Below are 20,018 nucleotides of genomic sequence, written 5' to 3' on the forward strand. Positions count from 1 at the left end.
CAACGCGGTGTTCTCGGTTTGTTTTGATTAATTATATCTTTAACTATCCAGTTTTCAATGAACAATAAGTTTGAGAGTAGACCTCTCAAAACTGAACAAAGTGACTTACCTGTAGGATTCCGTTATATTCCTTAGAAAGGAGGTGATCCAGCCGCACCTTCCGATACGGCTACCTTGTTACGACTTCACCCCAATCATCTATCCCACCTTAGGCGGCTGGCTCCAAAAGGTTACCTCACCGACTTCGGGTGTTACAAACTCTCGTGGTGTGACGGGCGGTGTGTACAAGGCCCGGGAACGTATTCACCGCGGCGTTCTGATCCGCGATTACTAGCGATTCCGGCTTCATGTAGGCGAGTTGCAGCCTACAATCCGAACTGAGAATGGCTTTAAGAGATTAGCTTGGCCTCGCGACCTTGCGACTCGTTGTACCATCCATTGTAGCACGTGTGTAGCCCAGGTCATAAGGGGCATGATGATTTGACGTCATCCCCACCTTCCTCCGGTTTATCACCGGCAGTCTCGCTAGAGTGCCCAACTTAATGATGGCAACTAACAATAGGGGTTGCGCTCGTTGCGGGACTTAACCCAACATCTCACGACACGAGCTGACGACAACCATGCACCACCTGTCACTTTGTCCCCGAAGGGAAAGCTCTATCTCTAGAGTGGTCAAAGGATGTCAAGACCTGGTAAGGTTCTTCGCGTTGCTTCGAATTAAACCACATGCTCCACCGCTTGTGCGGGCCCCCGTCAATTCCTTTGAGTTTCAGTCTTGCGACCGTACTCCCCAGGCGGAGTGCTTAATGCGTTAACTGCAGCACTGAAGGGCGGAAACCCTCCAACACTTAGCACTCATCGTTTACGGCGTGGACTACCAGGGTATCTAATCCTGTTTGCTCCCCACGCTTTCGAGCCTCAGTGTCAGTTACAGACCAGAGAGTCGCCTTCGCCACTGGTGTTCCTCCATATATCTACGCATTTCACCGCTACACATGGAATTCCACTCTCCTCTTCTGCACTCAAGTTCTCCAGTTTCCAATGACCCTCCCCGGTTGAGCCGGGGGCTTTCACATCAGACTTAAAGAACCACCTGCGCTCGCTTTACGCCCAATAAATCCGGACAACGCTTGCCACCTACGTATTACCGCGGCTGCTGGCACGTAGTTAGCCGTGGCTTTCTGGTTAGATACCGTCAAGGTGGGAACAGTTACTCTCCCACTTGTTCTTCTCTAACAACAGAGTTTTACGATCCGAAAACCTTCTTCACTCACGCGGCGTTGCTCGGTCAGACTTTCGTCCATTGCCGAAGATTCCCTACTGCTGCCTCCCGTAGGAGTCTGGGCCGTGTCTCAGTCCCAGTGTGGCCGATCACCCTCTCAGGTCGGCTACGCATCATCGTCTTGGTGAGCCATTACCTCACCAACTAACTAATGCGGCGCGGGTCCATCCTTCAGTGACACCCGAAAGCGTCTTTCATAGTTCTGCCATGCGGCAAAACCAATTATGCGGTATTAGCACCTGTTTCCAAGTGTTATCCCCCGCTGAAGGGTAGGTTACCCACGTGTTACTCACCCGTCCGCCACTCTTCTTATATGAAAGGTGCAAGCACCTTTCGAAGAAGCGTTCGACTTGCATGTATTAGGCACGCCGCCAGCGTTCGTCCTGAGCCAGGATCAAACTCTCAATAAAAGTTATGATTAAGACCGAAGTCTTTAGCTCATTAATGATTGCTAGCGAATTACTTCACTATACAGTTTTAATATAAAACTGATAAAAATTTTTGTGTTGTTATCTTACTAAAAGATAACATCCTACACGTTTGGTTCGTCTTACTTTGTTCAGTTTTCAAAGGTCTAAATCTTGTCGCTTTAGCAACTCATTTATAATATCATGTTTAGTTGTCATTGTCAACAACTTTTTAAAATATTTTTTGAGTTGTTTCAACGAAGCCTTGTGACTTGTTTTAGCAACTTAATCATAATATCACGCTTAGTTGTTGTTGTCAACAACTTTGTGACATTCTTTTTATTTTTTTTAGCTACTTAATTAAGCAACTTCTATAATATACCAGTTGTTTAACTAATATGCAAGTTTTTTTAAAAATAAAGACCATTACCTCAGTAATGGTCTTTATTTTTAAAAAATTCTATAGACATATTCATTACTTGGATTACTAGTAACTGTCACTTTATCAGCTTTTACCATCGGTATTACTTGACTAAAGGGCTCATAATACTTTGTATCGATTGTTCCTCTAATCGTCAACCAAGTATTAGCTTTATATTCCTTATCCAACCCATTTCGATCAATCATCAATCCGTATACTCCAGAGTCAGCCACACAATGCAAAATACCAAATCTAAATAAAAAGAATGTTTCTTTAGTTGGATCATTATAAACAAAACCTTTAAACTCTATTTTTTTACCAACAAATTTTTGCGGATAATTATAGATTAATTCCATAACTTTCAAATAATTATTATCCGTTACTTCTATTGTATCTTGATTAATATATTCCTTTAGATCATGCTGCATTAATTTATCGTAATCTTCATCGTTAAAAAAGATATGAGTATTCGGTTTTAAATATTGTTGCTCAATATCTCCAAAACTAGTACTATCTTTACTTATAGGAAAATTAAACCCCTTGGCTTCAACAATACTCGCATCTAAATTTACCGTTGGTAATAAAAATACCACTAATACCGGTAAAGAGACTAAAAAATACATGCCAATGCGGCTGATTTTGGATTCAGCTCCATGATGATGTTCATCACACCCTTCATGACTATGACTTTCAGTATCTTTTTGTCCTTCTTTCACCCATTTAATCAACTGAATAATCGCCAAAAACATCGCAAAACACATTGTCATTTTTGTTAAATATTGATATTTAGGGTTAATATACTGATTAATTTTCCCTGATGTTTGCAAGTAACTCATCATCATAAAATAACCTGCTAATATCCATGTTCGTAACAATACATTCACCTCCTAAATAATTAATGTATAGATAAATACAACTCCTGTTACAATCCCAATTAATTGCAACATAAATTTTCGATTGAAATGACGACTCATCATCAGCAGATTCTTTATATCGACCATTGGACCATAGACAAGAAACCCAATAACTGGTGTTAACCCAAATAAATTTGCCATAGATGACCCGATAAAGGCATCTGCCTCAGAACACAGCGATAAGATAAAAGCAAAAGCCATCATAACAATTACTGCAGTAAAGTGATTAGATGCTAATGGGTACAGGATTGATGTTTTTAAATAAGTTTGCATTATAGCTGCTAAAACTGCACCGATAACTAAGTAACGCCCTGTATCAAAAAACTCATCTATACTATGATAAAATGCCCCCATTACTTTTTTGAAAAACGTTTTGTTGTCGACATTTTCTGCAGTGTAAGTGTCACTTTCACACGAACAATCACCTAAATCAACTGGTATGTCTTTTAAAATAGCTAATTTATTAAAGTACGCTAGCCATATCCCAACTACTAAAGCAACTACTAAACTACCCATTACACGTAAAAAAACAGGATAGCTATTATTATTAAACGCAATATAGGTTGAAAACAACACCACAGGATTGATAATCGGTGCAGTTAACATAAAGGTCAAAGCGACGTATGAGGGAACCCCTTTTTTTATTAACTCCTTTACCACTGGGATAATCCCACATTCACATGAAGGAAAAAAGAAACCTAACACCATCCCCGACAAAATGGCTAAAAATTTATTTTTTGGTAAAAACTTACTAACTTTAGCCGGGTTTAAAAAACTTTGAATAAAACCTGTAATGACGCAGCCAAATAAAACAAACGGTACAGCCTCAATAATAATTGAAACAAAAATCGTACTCGCTTGTAAAACTGAATTAGGTAAAGACATCTCTCTACAACACTTCCTTCTATCTTAAACTAGTTCACACGCTAGTGTTTACTGCCTAACCTACAACACTTCAAAGCAATCATATGACTATTCAAAAAACATGTTAAACTATCTTCAGTTTAACATGTTTTTTTGAAATTTCTATGTCTATAATTTACCTTCTTTAAAGCGACCTTCTAAAACCAAACGTTGGACTTTCATTGTCGCTGTCCTAGGAATATCATCATATGACATTATCATAGGTTTATTTAAAAACGGCATATGACTGACTAACTCCCACCAAAGATCCCAGTTAGGTGTTTCACCTGCAACAATCGAAACAATTGGTTGCGGTTTTCCTTGAGCATCTCGAACAATAATTACTTCATCTAAGAATGGTAAACGATCTAATAACATATCTTCAATTGCTAAGTTGCTTTCAATTGATTCTATCAAATCAATTTGACGATCAAACAACAATAGATTCCCCGCGTCATTCTTTTGACCATAATCACCACTATCCCACCATTTATCGTAAACATTATCAGCAAAGCGTTGATTTTCTTTATAATAAGTCAACGCACGTCCCTTAGAAAGCATTTGAATATTACCACTTTCTCCGGTCGCTACCTCTTTACCCGCCTCATTTACAATTCTAACCTCTGTCAATCCAGGCATGCCTACTCCCATATCTCGTGAATCTAATGCAACAATCGAGTCACGTGTATGAAATTTGTAAATCATTGGACCACACTCACTTTGACCATAAACCTGCATAAACACAGGGCGCTTATCACTTGAAGCTTCTAAGAACCTAGCCATCGTCCCTTTATTGATAGCATCAAATGTCGAGTGGTAATACTTAACTGATGCAAAAATAGATGGCTTCATTTTAGCAAGTGATGACCAACGAACAAAATTATTCGGATGGGTTTCCAAGGCATACGGTTGAAACTTCTCTAAAGTTCTCTCAACAGATACCTCGCTAGTGTCAGAAATATTCAACAACGGAAACCCTTTAGCCATCGCCGAACTAATACCAATATTAAACCTAGAATGTACTGGTGAAATGTGAAATGCCATTAACTTCTTTTTTTCAATTAAGTCAAAAACATTTTTTTGCCATTTAGTTCTCCATCCCATAGAATTCGCGGAATGGGCAATTAATTTAGGAATTCCCGTAGTACCTGATGTATGTGTTATATAAGAAATATCATCTACGTCCAAAAAGTCTTGTGGATAGTTTTGGTTAGCCTTTAACGCCTTCTCTACTAATCGGCTTAGTTCAATTAACTTAACTCTTGACGATACTACCTCTGCCAATGCCACACTAGCTGTCGCCTCATCAAAGATCAACCATGGCATCTCCAAACGATCACTTAAAACTGAGATAATATGAGCATCTAGGTGATGTGATACCATGACAGGAATCGCCCCAACATAAGAAACGGCAACTGCTAATAAGTAGGTATCGAAGCGCGATGTTTTAAAAATGACAACCTTATCACCTTTAACAACTCCCAATTCAATTAATTGAAAGGCCCTTTTTCGGATACTTTCGACCGCCTCAACATAGGTCGTCTCTTTTCCAAATTCAGGAAACCCTGGTAGTAATGAATCCGAATAAATTTTAACATCAGGATTAGATTCCGCCGCCTTCGTAAAATTCGTATATAAATTTAATGGCACATAATGATTATCTGGAAATTCCATTGTGACAACTCCTTTAATTCATCTTATTTTTATTTGTTAATATTATCACAAAAAAAGACTTAAGACATCTCATTTTTTTAGTTCTCCCTTGAAATAACCCCAACAAATAATAAACTAAGGCTAATCACTTATTGTAATTAGCCTCAGTTTCTCTAAATTATATTTTAAATAACTTTAAAAATACCCTAGTGGAAACAACGCCATCGGACTTACAACGACAATCCCTTCTTCTGTCCCCAAATATTCAGTTAAATGATTTTTTATTTCTACCTCATTTGTATTGGCGTGTACATAAAAATAAGATTGGTTTTTATCACTCATTCGATACTGCCACTTCCCTAAATATGTCATGGCTATTTTCAACTCATCACACTCTTTTTCTGTTAGTCGAGGAACTTTGACAATAAAACGTAAGGTCAATTGATCACTATAATCATCGCTTAACATTCGGTACTCCTTAATTTTTCCCTTTGTTTTATGACTAATTATAAAGTAACCCACCACTATCGTTAAAAGTAAAATAATTGCCAATTGGTTCAATAGAGACGTTCTTTTTTCAACAATTGTTCCCCAATAACTAATCAAAACAATTAAAGGTATCACACATCCATACATAATAAAAGTCTGACGATCACGTAGCCAAATATAATAATCTAAGTATTGATGAGGTTCACGAGATAATTTTCTTAACTCAACAACAATAGGATCCGCTTTGATAAGATAGTAAACCAATGTCATCCCTTTATTTTTTATAACTCTACTTGTAATAATCTCAACATTTTCTTGCAATAATGGCATATCAGCTGTTTGAACTACTTCAATTCTAATTAATTGATTGACTGTGTCATTCTTTTTAAATTGATAGAAACCACCAACTCTTTTGACAAAAAGCCAACCTTTTGTCAAAGCCTCATTTAAAAACATTTCTTCCTTTTCAATATCTCGATAAGAAAATGATAATCTTAGCATTTATTCTCCCTCCATTATAATTTGATTTAATTCTTTCAACCGACGTGACTCAGCATTCAATACTATTTGCCCTAACTCTGTTATTTGATAAATTTTACGCTGTTCCTCTTCATGAACCAACTTAATAACACCATCTTTTTGCATTTTGGCTAAGTTACCATATAGTGTTCCATTCCCCAAATTGACACGTTGATTAGTTAACTCTTTAATCCTAGTCATAATAGCATAGCCGTGTCTTGGCTCTTGCAAAGAAAAAAGTGTCAAAAACATGGTTTCCGTCATTGGTAAATATTTTCCTAACAACGCTTCTTGCTTTTCTAACATATTATTCCCTTCTCTCTCCTTTTACTTATCCTCATTATACATGACACGACAAGACCCGTCAAGATTCGTCATGTCTAGTCATGTCATGATCTTTTAATAAAAAAAAGGAGAAATCTAATGATTTCTCCTTTTCGACTTATTTTTTTAAACGTTCACCAATTTCTGACACTAACTCTTCTTCACTTGCAACAACTATCCCATTCAATTTCACTAGCCCTATTGTATAAAGATTAACATAATGGAATTGATTTTCGCCAATCTCTCTTAACGCTTCTACCTTTTTAAGGTTGTCGCCCCCTAGCTGGCGGGTATCTGTATAAACACCAATAACAGGTATTCCCTTAGCATAAGCAACACCTATTTCACTTGCAACACCAGCATCGATCGTACTACCATCTAAAATAGCAATAACCAGATCACTTGCTATTAAAGCCTCAGTATCAAAATTAGCAATCATTTTTGAATCAGCATAAGCTTGCTTATCATTAATCTCTAGCTGTTCTTGTGGCACATAAATATCTAAAGATGGATAATTCCCCCTCAATCCTGATACAATGTGAGCATTGTAGCGGCGCTCCATCTCAGAAAATAAAGGTGATGCAAAATAAACTTTTTTCATAACTTAACCCAACTCCTCATTAATTAATCAACCCGTTTTATTGTAGCATAAGCTTGTTTAAATCGTTCATTTAGAACCTACTTTTTCTACAAGATCATTATAACAAAACAACCCTTTCTTAGTTGTTTCTCTTTAGTCATGATACACTTGAAATAATCACTATAAGATAGGAGAATATTATTATGTTGATTTTAAATAAACAAGATATTACAACATGTTACACGATGCTAGATGCTATTAAGGATTCAAAAAAAGCCCTAACTAATTATAGTCAAGGTTTAACTACTGTCCCTTTAAGAACTGCCATTACAGCCAAAAATGGTCAAAATTTATTTATGCCGGCCTACAACCAAGAAGATCAAGCAACAGGTATCAAGATTGTATCAGTTTTCCCTAATAATCCTAAAATAGGAAAACCAGCTGTCCCAGCTCATATGTTATTACTAGATGGTCAAACAGGTGAAATTAGCTGTTTAATGGATGGAACTTATCTCACTCAACTACGAACTGGTGCTGTTCAAGGCTTAGCAACAGACTTACTCGCTAAAAAAAATGCTAAAACAGCTCTTCTAATCGGGACTGGCGGGCAAGCTGCCGCTCAACTTGAAGCGATGTTAACCGTAAGACCTCTAACTAAAATTTATGTATCAAGTATCAATTTAGCCGAAGCTCAAGAGTTTGCTATAACGATGGCGCAAAAATTTAAAGAGACTACTGTTTCCATCGAAGCTGTTTCAAATCCAAATCAGGTAGTTCCCTCGGCTGACATTATAACATGTGTGACAACCTCCAAACTACCTGTTTTTGACGGGAGATTGATTCAACCTGGTACTCATATCAATGGAGTTGGAGCTTATACACCTAGTATGTTAGAATTGCCAGTAGAAGCTATTACCAAAGCGACGATCAGAACAGTCGATACCTTAGACGGCGTAATGTCTGAAGCTGGCGATATTCTCGAAGCTATCAACCAGACCACGCTAACTCTAAAAGATTTTAGCGAAATAGGTCAACTAGATACAACCACTCTACGCCAAACCGATCAAGATATCACATTATTTAAAACTGTCGGCTCAGCTATCTTAGATGTTGTGACCGCTCAAACTATTTACACCCTTGCTCTCTCTAAAAAAATCGGACAAAAAGTTCAATTATAACAAAAAAAGGAACGACTAAGTCGTTCCTTTTTTTTAGTTATCTTCAACTTTATCTTGCAATCTTGCAATCGGTTGAATCCATCCTTCTCGGACCTCTAAGTGATTAATATAAAGCTGTAGACGTTCATACAAATGTACGCCTGCTTCTTCATATTCTGACTCTAAACGTTTCCCTATTTCTTCAATTGACGTTTTACCGTCAATCTGCTTCATAACAAAGCTACCATAGGCATCCATTGTTACCATTGTTTCCATAGGAATTTTGACATATAGTTTTCTAAAAAAACGTTGAATCCAATGATTTTGCGGTTTAACAATAACAAACATTCCTTGATCATCTAAACGATGCTCAATTTCAGGATTGATTTGATAAACAATCGTCAGAAAGTCTTCTAATTCTTCTGTCATATCACTTATTCAGCAGCTTTTTTAGATTTTTTCGCCATCATCGGAATGATTGAGAATACCACTAAGACAGCTAGTAAGACATATGCCCCACCATTGCCACCTAAGAAGCCTGAAGGAGAACCTGGTGTGATAACACCAGAAACTTGTAAAATAATACCTAATAAACCAATGATTGATCCTCCGGCAATCAAACCAGAAGACATTGAAATACCAGTATTAATACGTTCTTCTTTAAGATCTTCATCTTTACTACTCATCATTTCAACAAAGACACGAACTAACGCACCCAACACGATGATAGAAGTAGTTGCCATTGGTAAGTAAGCACCTACTGCAACACTCATAACAGGTAATCCTAATAAGAAGAAAGTAACACCTAAAGCAAAACCAACGGCAATTAATAACCATGGTAATTGTTGACTCATAATACCATCCGTTAATGTTGCAATTAGGTTAGCTTGTGGTGCTGAAAATTCAGCAATTCCATCAGCACCTGGAAGTAATTTATCAGCAAGTAATTGGATGATACCAGTTACGACAACAACTCCGACGATACCAGCGATCATGAAATAATTACGAACCTCGGCTGAGTTACCACCCATAACCATTGTTACTTTTTGTGATTGCATGTAGCTACCTGCAACCGAGATAATTGTAACAACAATTGTACCGAACATTAATAATGAAACATTAGCAGCTTGATCTGTCCAACCCATTAGGAAGAATACAGCTGTCATAATAACTAATGAAGCGATTGTCATACCAGATACTGGTAAGTTAGAAGTACCTAAGGTACCAGCTAAACGACCGGCAACAATTGCGAATAAGAAACCTAACACTAAAGTTAAGATTGCTCCGATAATTGCCATAGCAAAGTTATCAGAAATAATAACACCCATAATAAATGTCATTGCAGTACCGGCTAACAAAGCAATCATGCCGATTGGGCTTGATTTATCCCCCGTTTCGCCTTCACCTTTAGCAGCCATTGTTGCTTTGATTGATGTTATGATTGTAGGAATTAGTTGAATAGCACCAATTAACCCACCTGAAATCATCATACCAGCACCAATATACTTAGTATATGAACCAGCAATCACGTCAACACTTACTTGGTTAACTAATGTTGCCGCATCATTCCAAACAAATGATGAATCACTTGCCATTTCAGCAAAATAGCTAATTAATGGAATAACAGCAAAGTTTGTAAATACAGACCCTGCAAATAACGTCATTGCAACTTTGATCCCTACAATAAATCCGATACCTGAAAGCATTGGATTAGCTTCTACAGAAACTTTGGTTTTGTAGAAACCTGTTGTTGCATAGTTGATTGTATTGTTTACAACACCAAAAACTTGACCTGTTAAAGCAGTTAACACACCACCGATACCAAAACCGATACCCATGCTTTTAAGTGAGTCACCACCTACTTCAGAAGCAACTAATGATTCTGAAATCGCCATAGCTTCAGGATAAACAATATTACCATGCTCTTGAACTAATAAATAATCTTCTACTAAGCCAATACCACCTACTGAAAACAGTACAGCAGCGATCCCAACAAGGATTCCTTGCCAAAAATTGATTTGACCACCAATAATAACAATGGCTGGTAAAACGAAGATCATCCCTGAGGCAATTGTTTCCCCACCAGCTGACATACCAGCTAAGATATTTTTACCTAATACACTTTTGTTCTTTACAAATAATGCCACTAAACCTGAACCCAAGATTGAACCTGGAATCCCCGCAGCTACTGTCAATCCAACTTTCATTCCTGAATAAGCAGTTGAAGCAGCAAATAATGTTGCTAAAATAATACCAAAAATTAGGATTAAAGTGCCACCACTTTTTTTCTTTTTGCCATCGGTTACGTACGGTACATATTCTTTACCTGGTACACCACCATAAGCGCTTTTAGAAAGCTTTTTCATGCGTAATTCTCCTATTTAATATTTATTTTTTACAAAAGTAAAGACTGTCTTATGACACCAAGGTCGCAACCTCTTGTCACAAAACAGCACAATACTTCAAGTAACATAATTTAATTAATCAAATGTTTCCTATTTAATTAATTGATAAATAGAATCAGCATAGATTACTGCTGCACGGTAAATATCTTCTTCAACCATATATTCGTTTGCTTGGTGCATCACGTTTTCACGTCCTGGGAATAATGCCCCAAATGCACAACCACGTTCGAATAAACGACCATAAGTACCGCCACCAATTGTTTGTTCAAACCCTTCAAGACCTGTATATTTTTCATAAGTCTCTAAGAAAGTTTTCACCATTGGATCTTCTTTTGATGTATAGTGAGGCTCTTTAACACCAGCTTCAACAATTACTTTGGCATCAACAATTACCGCTTGCATTTGTTCGGCAATTTTAGCTGAATCTGTCCCTTTAGGGTAGCGGATGTTGATTGAAATTGTTTTATCGCCCTCTTTAGTGTAACGGAAAATGTTAGCACTTGATGTTAATTCACCCATGATGTCATCTTTATGAGCCACGCCTGTCAAGTTACCTTGAGGGTCTGCATGTAAGAATTTAGCTGTTGCTTGGATATAAGCTTGGCCTTGTCCATCGAATTTATAAGCTGATAAGAAGTTAGCTAAATGCGTCGCAGCATTTACACCGTCAGTTGGAGTCTGAGCGTGACATTGTTTACCATAAAGTTTGATAGTAACAGTTTCACCGTTGGCAGTAAAATCAGCACGAACGCCATTTTCAGCAACATAGCTTTCTAAGGCAGCTTTCATTTCATCCGTATTTAATCCTGTTGTCATTTCAACAGTTGCATCTCCTGGAACCATGTTTGAAGCAATTCCTGCAGTAAAGGTATTTAATGTTACATCACCTTCTGAGGCATCATTATTAAACTCTAATGTATAAGATGCAATTCCTTTTTCACCATTGATGATAGGGAACATAGCATCTGGAGAGAAACCAAAGTCTGGCATCGTTTCATTAGCCATGTAACGATCCATACAAGCCCAACCGCTCTCTTCATCAGTTCCGATAATGAAACGAACTTTTTTAGAAACAGGTAATTCTAATTCTTTGATGATTTTAAGTGCATAGTATGCAGCCATCATAGGACCTTTATCATCACTAGAACCACGAGCATATAATTTTCCATCAATGATTGTTGGTTCAAATGGATCTGTGTTCCAACCATCACCTACAGGAACAACGTCAACGTGTCCTAAGATCCCGAAGGTTTCATCGCCTTCACCATATTCAATATGACCAGCCATGTTTTCGATGTTTTTAGTAACGAAGCCATCACGTTCACCAAATTCTAAAGCTTTGTGTAAAGCCATAGCAGGACCTTTACCTACTGGAAATTCTTCAGTAGCATTCTCCATATCTTTCACACTGTCAATACGGATAAGTGTTTTTAAATCTTCCATTAAGTCAGATTTACGTGAGTCAACTTCTTTTTGCCAATCAATTGTTGTCATAAAAATTCCCTCTTCCTAAAAATTATTTAGACGAACCTATCTAGTCAGCCTCAGCATTCTAAATAGCCCCTATTACTTCTTTAGTATAGCCTTGAACAACCCTATTTAGTAAGCGATTTCTTGGTTTTTTTAGTGTTTTCTCATACTAAAGCGCTTATATAAGAATTTTATCCGACTTAAAATAACCATTTCGAACTTTCTCACTTCATTTGTTCATCTATAGCATGATATCTCTAGGCTTCTTTATCCTACTTCATCATTTTATAAATTAGACTATTCTAACTTTTATTATTTTAAATGAAAATTGCCCTAGTTTCAACTCACTATTTTTATTTATTACAAAAAAAAAAAAGCTGATAAGACCGCTTATTCTTTTACTATCTAAAACATCTAATAGATTCTTTAATAAACTCAAGAGATTTTACTATCATTATAATTCTATTAAAATAATCTTATTATAGTTAAAATTAATTACTATCAAAATAAATTCACTTAAAACGACTAATTATTATATAATGACACCGCTTAATAAATACAACTTTGGATTTTATTTAAAAAATCGTAGCCACTACCCTATAATAATCAAAACAAGTCTTAGTTTGTTTCTTTCTTGTGCGTTAATTGATGTTCAAGGTAAGCTATCCAAACTAAAATAAGCTATTCGGCTTATTTCAATACGCTCTAAAATCGTTCTTTTCAGCACCTCACACAAAAATTGATTGATAACTTTGTAATTGTAATATAATGAGGCAAAATATTTTTTGGATTACTGTTATTGGTACAGCTATCCTAAGTAAACGGTTGACTTCTACTTCCTATCTGATCTCTTCTCTCAGCTCTTTTTTATAATAGCCGTTGCTAATCCCGGAAATTCTATCTAGTAAAGACCCTTCACCATTACGCTAATCTTGAACTATAAAAACTTTTCTTTCCTTAAAAACAGTATCTTTAATATCACTCTTTTCTTAAGGTAACAGTATCTTGACATTATGCTGTTTCAACTTTGCCATAATATTACTAGGCAAAGAACGATTGGCGATCACTAAATCAATATCTTCAAAACCAAAAACTTTAAAGTTATGATTATTGTCAAATTTTGAGTCATCTACTAATAACACTAGTTTTTTACTTTGTTTTCTTAATAATTTTTTAAAGTAAAAATCGTCTGGATAGGCATAAAAAATGCCATCTTCTGAAATAGAAGGTGCACTAATTAGACAATAGTCAAATTGAACCATTTGCATATCTAATGATATATCGGTTGTTTGGATATAACGTGACTGAGTATTTAGCTTCCCACCAAACGTATACGTTTGAATTTGCTCTTTGGTCACCAACTCATTAATTACATCAAGGCTATTGGTAAAAACGTTGAGTGGCATATCAGTCAATTGTTCGGCGAGTGTTGCAATTGTCGTTGACACATCCAAATAAATAGTCTGCTGTTGCTTTAAGAGAGACTTAGCTAACTTTGCCAAAATTAACTTACTTTCTGTAGCAGCAACTAACCGGCGATTGTAAGTTTCTAATTTTTTATAATTTGCAGCCAACTTAATATAACCGTGAGTTCGCTCAATTACACCTAATTCTGCCAAATAAATAATATCTCGCCTAATGGTATCTCGTGAGGCCTCCACTCTTTCAGGAAGTAAACTTACTTTGACTTCCTTTTCTTTCTCAACTATCGCTACTATTTTTTCGATTCTTTTTGACCGATTCATTCAACACTCCCCCTTTAAGCTTTTATAAGTATTTACTTAATTATCATACCATATGTTATTCAGTCTACTAAAAAACTGATGAAAAGTTAATTAACTTTTCATCAGTTTTTTTTATTTTTTATCTTTTAATTTAATTTCTTTTAACGGAATCAATTTTGTTTTATTTTTTATTTTATAACCTAAGTATAAGCTTACAACCAAAGGGATACTCATATAGGTAATTAAAATAGCTGACCAGTCCCCTTCAACAAAGGCTGGAATGTCTTGACCGATAATAACCATCAAACATAATAATAAGGCAATAATTGGACCAAATGGAAACCATCTTGCTTTATATTTTAATTCAGATGTATCACGATTTTGCGCTTTAAAAGCACTACGGAATCGTAAATGACTGATTCCAATACCTAGCCACGCAATAAATCCTGTTAAACCTGAAGCCGCTAATAATAACCCATAAAAACCATCACCCACGATTGAACTTAAAAAGGCAAAACCGCCAACAATAGTCGTCGCAATAACTGCATTTAATGGAACACCACGTTTGTTAACGCGACCTAGAAAAGCAGGTGCTTGACCACTGACAGCCATTGAATGCAACATACGAGATGAGGCATACAACCCTGAATTTCCTGCTGATAAAACAGCTGTTAAAATAACTGCATTTAAAATACTGGCAGCTGTCGCTAGACCAGCACGTTGAAATACTAACGTAAAGGGACTAGTTGACACATCTGAAACTTCTCCACCTAATAAGTAAGGAGACGTATAGGGAATCAACATTGCAATAATAAAAATCGAAATAATATAGAATAAAATAATTCTCCAAAAAACTTGTTTGATTGCTTTTGGAATAGACTCTTCAGGATTTTCAGACTCTCCAGCTGTTAGACCAATTAATTCTGTCCCTTGGAATGAAAAACCAGCAACAACAAAAACACTCAGTAAGGCAGGAATACCGCCAACAAAAGGTGCTTCGCCAGTTGTAAAGTTTTCAAATCCGACTGGACCACGTCCACCCATAATTCCAAAAATTGTTAATAATCCAATAACAATAAAGATAATCACGGTTACTACTTTAATCATTGAAAACCAATACTCCGCCTCAGCAAAAGAACGACCACTTGTGGCATTGATTGCAAAAATCAACCCTAAAAATATTAAACTAAAAATCCAACTCGGAACGTCTGGTAGCCAATATGCCATGATAATTGCAGCTGTATTAACTTCCACGGCCAAAGTGATTGCCCAGTTAAACCAGTAATTCCATCCTAAAGCAAAACCAAAGGCCGGATCAACAAATTTTGTTGCATAAGTACTAAATGAACCAGATACTGGCATGTATGTTGCCATCTCTCCTAATGAGGTCATTAAAAAATAAACCATACATCCCATTAGGGCATAAGCAACAAGTGCTCCACCTGGTCCTGCTTGAGAGATTGCCGAACCACTTGCCAAGAACAAGCCGGTTCCGATTGATCCCCCGATCGCAATCATCGAAAGATGACGCGTTTGTAACGAACGTTTCATTTCTGTGTTCTCTTGTGACATAACTTCCTCCATCAACCTATATTTTAAAAAAAGCAAAACCCACCCTTTATGCAGAGTCTATCTGACATAAAGAGTGGGTATTATTTATACGGCACACTTTTGTTCTGATAGCTCATCATGGTTAGACCACAACAGTCATACACTTATTCAATGTATGCCCAGATAAAAATAACGAACAAGTTATTTTTCCTTCGGCAAAACACCTTTTCTAACAATGTCACTGGAATTGTTCTTCCTCAACCATTATACTTATGAGTTTTGCAGCCTCTATCTCTTCTAAAGAGTATTTAATTATTTAACGTCTCTCATTATAGACTAAGCTTTCACTAAATTCAACTCGATTACTACTTTTTTAAAATTTTATTCATAACAAGTACTGTTATTTTAATGTCGTTCAAGTGCATTAATCACCAACTAAAAACGTTTTCTAACGTCACTAAATGTTTAATATCATAAAACAACTATTTTATATTCAATTTATTGAATACACTAATTAATGAAGACTAGTCATATTCTTAAACACTAAGCTAACTCAGTCGCTACCATAAAATGTCCCGCAATATCTGAGATTCGAGATAAATCAACATTACCACCTGAGACTACAGCAACGGTTTTTTTCCCTCTAACATATTTCTCTACTTTACCACTTAAAATAGCAGCTGTTGCTAGGGCACCAGCTCCTTCAACAACAACTTTTGCTCGTTGAATTAAATCTTTGATTGCAAATTCAATCTCATCTTCTGTGACTAAAATCATGTCTGTCACTAAATTATTTACCACCTCAAATGTTAACTCACCAGGATACTCCACTGCGCACCCATCAGCTAATGTCGTGCCTTCTTTATGAGGGGTAATTTGACGAGCTCTAAATGATTCTGTCATACCATGAATCCTTTCAGCTTGAACCCCAATAATATTAATAGACGGATTGAAAGCCTTTAACGCCACTGCTAATCCAGCGATTAGACCACCACCTCCAACAGGAACAATCACCGTTTCAACATCCCAAAGCTCATCCAATATCTCTAAGCCAATGCTTCCTTGCCCTGCCATAACTAAGCTATCATCATATGGAGGAATAAAGGTTTCCCCCGTTTCTTTTTGGACGGCTTGACAGTAAGCTTTCGCCTCATCAAAATTATCTCCATGTAAAACAACTGTTGACCCATATCCTTCTGTTGCTGCAACTTTAGCAATGGGTGCACCTATGGGCATCACAATTTTACTTTTAATTCCTAATAGCTTACAAGACAACGCTACTCCTTGGGCATGATTACCAGCTGAACAGGCGATAACGCCTTTAGCTTTTTCTTCATCCGTCAAATGAGCAATTTTATTGAACGCCCCACGAAATTTAAAAGAGCCTGTTAACTGCATATTTTCTAATTTTAAGTAAACATCTCCACCACTCTTACTACTTAAATAATAAGACTGTAACAACGGTGTTTGTCGAGCATATTGAGAAATAACATGTTTGGCCTCTCGTATTTGTTCAATTTTTACTGGCAAATTAGTTGTATTAATCATGAATAAGCTCCTCCAATGACACATAGTCATGATCGGTTGCTTCTGCTAAAGCATTTTGGACAACCTGTCCTCGATAGATACTCATCCCACTTCTGAGAGCAGGGGTTTCTCTAACAGCTTTTTCTAAGCCTTTATTTGCTATTTCTAACAAATAAGAAATATTCCCCTGAGCTAAAGCAAGTGTTGCCGTACGTGGTGTAGCACCTGGCATATTAGGCACAGCATAATGAACGACATCATGTTTAATAAAAATGGGCTCAGCATGGCTTGTTGCCTTTTCAATTGTTTCAACTGTGCCACCTTGATCAATAGCAATATCAACAATCACACTACCTGGTTTCATTGATTTCACCATATATTCTTTGACAAGTTTAGGTGGTTTAGCTCCTGGTATCAAAATAGTCGAAATAAAGACATCAGCTTGACAGATATACTTTTCTAAATTTTCAGTAGTCGATTTAATAATCTCAACTGTTTGATCAGCATATTTAGTGGTTAATTCTTTTAGACGTCCCTCATTTAATTCAATAATAATGACACGACAACCTAAACCAAGTGCCATATCAGCAGCATTTTCTGCTGAATTTCCTCCACCTAAAATAACAACTGTCCCTGCTCCTATGCCTTCAATTCCTGGTAATAAAATTCCTGAACCACCGTGTTGTTTTTCTAAATAAAACTGTCCCATCGCTACTGCTCTCCGGCCAGCAATAGCACTCATTGGTTTTAATAATTCCAAGACTCCTTCAATCTCAATGTTTTCACCTGAAATAGCTGTAACCCCTGCCTGACACATTGCATCCGTACATTCTTTCGAAGCAGCTAAGTGAAGAAATCCCCAAATAATTTGATTTTTTTTAAAGTAACCGTATTCTTGGGACATTGGTTCTTTTACTTTAACAATTAGATCCGCTGACCAAGCTACCTCAGTTTCAACTATTTTTCCCCCAAATGCTTCATACTGATCATCAGTAAAACCACACCCCACACCTGCCTGACTATCTACTAAGACTGTATGACCAGCTTCAACTAGTTTCCCAACGTTTTCAGGTGTCATGCCAACTCGGGCCTCTCCTTGTTTAGGATCTTTAATGATACCGACTTTAATCATCTCTACTCTCTCCTTTGTGATTGTTTTCACTTATTAATATAACATTCAAAAATACGACCCACAACCTTTTTAATGTTTTTTTCACAAATTCTCATGTTCATTTTTTTATTCCTTGTTTTTTTAAGCATGTCAGCTTCCTATCAGGTTTTAAACTATTAAATTGTTCTCATTTTATGACTATTTTTAGTTTTGAGTGGCTTCTTTTTTCACTAAAATACTTCCTAATTACTTGAGTCGTTATCTCAATAAATCATCATTCTTTGTGTAAAAATTAACCATCTATATAAGACTGTATAAGACCTCATCCTTTTTTTTCACAAAAATACTCATATTGTATTTCTAAACGAACAAAACAACAAAATAAGACTATTAACCCCTCGTTTGTTAGACTTATTAATTATTACGACTAGACTTAGATCAAAAGCAGTCCTATAGTTTAGACAAACATTATTTAATGTGTTTAGTTTGCAATTTAATGGAGGAATTAGTTTATGAAAGCAGCAGTATGGTATAACGAAAAAGATATCCGTATCGAAGAAACTGAATTAAAAGAATTAAAAGCAAATGAAGTAACTGTAAAAGTTGCTTGGGCTGGTATTTGTGGTAGTGATTTACATGAATATGTTGAAGGGCCTGTCTTTATCCCCGTTGAAGAAAATGATGAATTAACTGGTCAAAAAGCGCCACTAACAATGGGACATGAATTTTCAGGTGTCATTGAAAAAGTTGGAACTGATGTGACTGATTTTAAAATTGGTGACCGTGTTTCAATTAATCCAACTCTAACTTATGGTAATAAACCTGAATCAGTAGACGTTTATGATGGTTTTAGCTTTGTTGGTCTACATGGCGATGGAGGCTTTGCTGAGTATGCAAATGTTCCTGTTTCGACTTTATATAAATTACCTGAGACAATGAGCTTAAAACAAGCTGCGCTAATTGAACCAACTGCCGTTGCCGTACAAGCTATCAAAGAAACTGGTATGCGTTTTGGTGATAACATTGCTATCTTTGGTGCTGGACCGATTGGTCTTTTAACAGTTGCTGCAGCTAAAGCAGCCGGTGCTAGTAATATTATTGTCGCTGACTTATCACAAGTTCGCTTGGATAAAGCAATCGAAATGGGAGCTACTCACACTATCAATTCTGGTAAAGTTAACGCTGTTGAAGCGATTCGTGCTATTGTACCTGTTGGTGTTGACGTTGCTATTGAAGTTGCTGGTGTAGAAATCACTGTCAAACAAGCGATTGATGTGACACGTCCTCGTGGAACAATGGTAATTACTTCAATCTTCGCCAATCCAATCTCATGGCACCCAATGCAATTAATTAACTCTGGTGTAAAAGTATCCTCTTCTATTGCTTATTCACCAACTACTTTCCAACAAACAATTAATTTAATGGGCACTAATCAATTGGTAAATAATTCTGTTATTACTAAAGAAATTGAATTAGATGATATTGTTATAGAAGGTTTTGAGACACTGGTCAATGATAAATCGCAAGCCAAAATCTTAGTAAAACTAAGTGGCGCAGAATAAAAAAAAGGAGTAGATTTTA

The 20,018-nt window shown here is 36.5% G+C and carries 15 protein-coding genes, 1 rRNA gene and 1 riboswitch; of the genes, 2 read left to right on the top strand and 14 right to left on the bottom strand.

The window, feature by feature from the left end; genetic code table 11:
* Positions 1 to 135 precede the first annotated feature (135 nt).
* The 7 genes from OL234_RS08685 to OL234_RS08715 all read right to left on the bottom strand — a co-directional run bounded on the left by OL234_RS08685 (position 136) and on the right by OL234_RS08715 (position 7,513).
* A 16S ribosomal RNA gene (locus tag OL234_RS08685) occupies positions 136 to 1,692 on the bottom strand.
* 447 nt (positions 1,693 to 2,139) lie between these two features.
* A complete protein-coding gene (locus OL234_RS08690; protein ID WP_275468835.1) occupies positions 2,140 to 2,985 on the bottom strand; it encodes a TIGR03943 family putative permease subunit in 846 nt (281 codons plus the stop codon).
* A 12-nt stretch (positions 2,986 to 2,997) separates the two neighbouring features.
* Positions 2,998 to 3,909 carry a permease gene (locus OL234_RS08695; protein WP_275468836.1) on the bottom strand — a complete coding sequence of 304 codons (912 nt, stop codon included), beginning with the start codon at positions 3,907 to 3,909 and terminating at the stop codon, positions 2,998 to 3,000.
* 147 nt (positions 3,910 to 4,056) lie between these two features.
* Positions 4,057 to 5,601, bottom strand: a complete 1,545-nt coding sequence (locus tag OL234_RS08700; RefSeq protein ID WP_275468837.1) for an AMP-binding protein — start codon at positions 5,599 to 5,601, stop codon at positions 4,057 to 4,059.
* Between the two features lie 174 nt (positions 5,602 to 5,775).
* A complete protein-coding gene (locus OL234_RS08705; RefSeq protein ID WP_275468838.1) occupies positions 5,776 to 6,570 on the bottom strand; it encodes a hypothetical protein in 795 nt (264 codons plus the stop codon).
* The gene (locus OL234_RS08710; RefSeq protein WP_275468839.1) at positions 6,571 to 6,894 is read right to left on the bottom strand and encodes a PadR family transcriptional regulator; all 324 of its coding nucleotides are present in this window, start codon (positions 6,892 to 6,894) and stop codon (positions 6,571 to 6,573) included.
* A gap of 136 nt (positions 6,895 to 7,030) precedes the next feature.
* The gene (locus OL234_RS08715) at positions 7,031 to 7,513 is read right to left on the bottom strand and encodes a nucleoside 2-deoxyribosyltransferase (protein WP_275468840.1); all 483 of its coding nucleotides are present in this window, start codon (positions 7,511 to 7,513) and stop codon (positions 7,031 to 7,033) included.
* A 182-nt stretch (positions 7,514 to 7,695) separates the two neighbouring features.
* On the opposite strand from OL234_RS08715, the gene OL234_RS08720 reads away from it, so the two are divergent.
* On the top strand, positions 7,696 to 8,670 hold the full coding sequence (locus tag OL234_RS08720; protein ID WP_275468841.1) for an ornithine cyclodeaminase family protein: 975 nt from the start codon (positions 7,696 to 7,698) through the stop codon (positions 8,668 to 8,670).
* 33 nt (positions 8,671 to 8,703) lie between these two features.
* Here the strand turns inward: OL234_RS08720 and OL234_RS08725 are convergent, their stop codons facing one another.
* From OL234_RS08725 to ald, 7 genes are all read right to left on the bottom strand, one after another.
* The gene (locus OL234_RS08725; RefSeq protein WP_275468842.1) at positions 8,704 to 9,078 is read right to left on the bottom strand and encodes a PqqD family protein; all 375 of its coding nucleotides are present in this window, start codon (positions 9,076 to 9,078) and stop codon (positions 8,704 to 8,706) included.
* A gap of 5 nt (positions 9,079 to 9,083) precedes the next feature.
* Positions 9,084 to 11,015, bottom strand: coding sequence for an OPT family oligopeptide transporter (locus OL234_RS08730; RefSeq protein ID WP_275468843.1), 1,932 nt, complete (start codon positions 11,013 to 11,015; stop codon positions 9,084 to 9,086).
* Positions 11,016 to 11,144: 129 nt separating this feature from the next.
* Complete coding sequence (gene pepV / locus OL234_RS08735) at positions 11,145 to 12,548, bottom strand: dipeptidase PepV (RefSeq protein ID WP_275468844.1); 1,404 nt, start codon at positions 12,546 to 12,548, stop codon at positions 11,145 to 11,147.
* A gap of 965 nt (positions 12,549 to 13,513) precedes the next feature.
* On the bottom strand, positions 13,514 to 14,269 hold the full coding sequence (locus OL234_RS08740) for a DeoR/GlpR family DNA-binding transcription regulator (protein WP_275468845.1): 756 nt from the start codon (positions 14,267 to 14,269) through the stop codon (positions 13,514 to 13,516).
* 111 nt (positions 14,270 to 14,380) lie between these two features.
* Complete coding sequence (locus OL234_RS08745) at positions 14,381 to 15,820, bottom strand: amino acid permease (protein ID WP_275468846.1); 1,440 nt, start codon at positions 15,818 to 15,820, stop codon at positions 14,381 to 14,383.
* Between the two features lie 100 nt (positions 15,821 to 15,920).
* Positions 15,921 to 16,098, bottom strand: a riboswitch (Lysine riboswitch).
* Between the two features lie 244 nt (positions 16,099 to 16,342).
* Positions 16,343 to 17,347 (bottom strand): bifunctional threonine ammonia-lyase/L-serine ammonia-lyase TdcB, encoded by a 1,005-nt coding sequence (gene tdcB / locus OL234_RS08750; RefSeq protein WP_275468847.1) that lies wholly within the window; start codon positions 17,345 to 17,347, stop codon positions 16,343 to 16,345.
* Positions 17,340 to 18,455: an alanine dehydrogenase gene (gene ald / locus OL234_RS08755; RefSeq protein ID WP_275470142.1), complete on the bottom strand. Its 1,116-nt coding sequence runs from the start codon at positions 18,453 to 18,455 to the stop codon at positions 17,340 to 17,342. The genes tdcB and ald overlap by 8 nt, the downstream gene beginning before the upstream one ends.
* Before the next feature lie 494 nt (positions 18,456 to 18,949).
* Here ald and OL234_RS08760 point away from each other — a divergent pair, with 494 nt between their 5' ends.
* The gene (locus tag OL234_RS08760; RefSeq protein ID WP_275468848.1) at positions 18,950 to 19,999 is read left to right on the top strand and encodes a 2,3-butanediol dehydrogenase; all 1,050 of its coding nucleotides are present in this window, start codon (positions 18,950 to 18,952) and stop codon (positions 19,997 to 19,999) included.
* Positions 20,000 to 20,018 lie beyond the last annotated feature (19 nt).

The organism is Vagococcus intermedius (assembly GCF_029144185.1).
GTDB classification, from domain to species: domain Bacteria; phylum Bacillota; class Bacilli; order Lactobacillales; family Vagococcaceae; genus Vagococcus_D; species Vagococcus_D intermedius.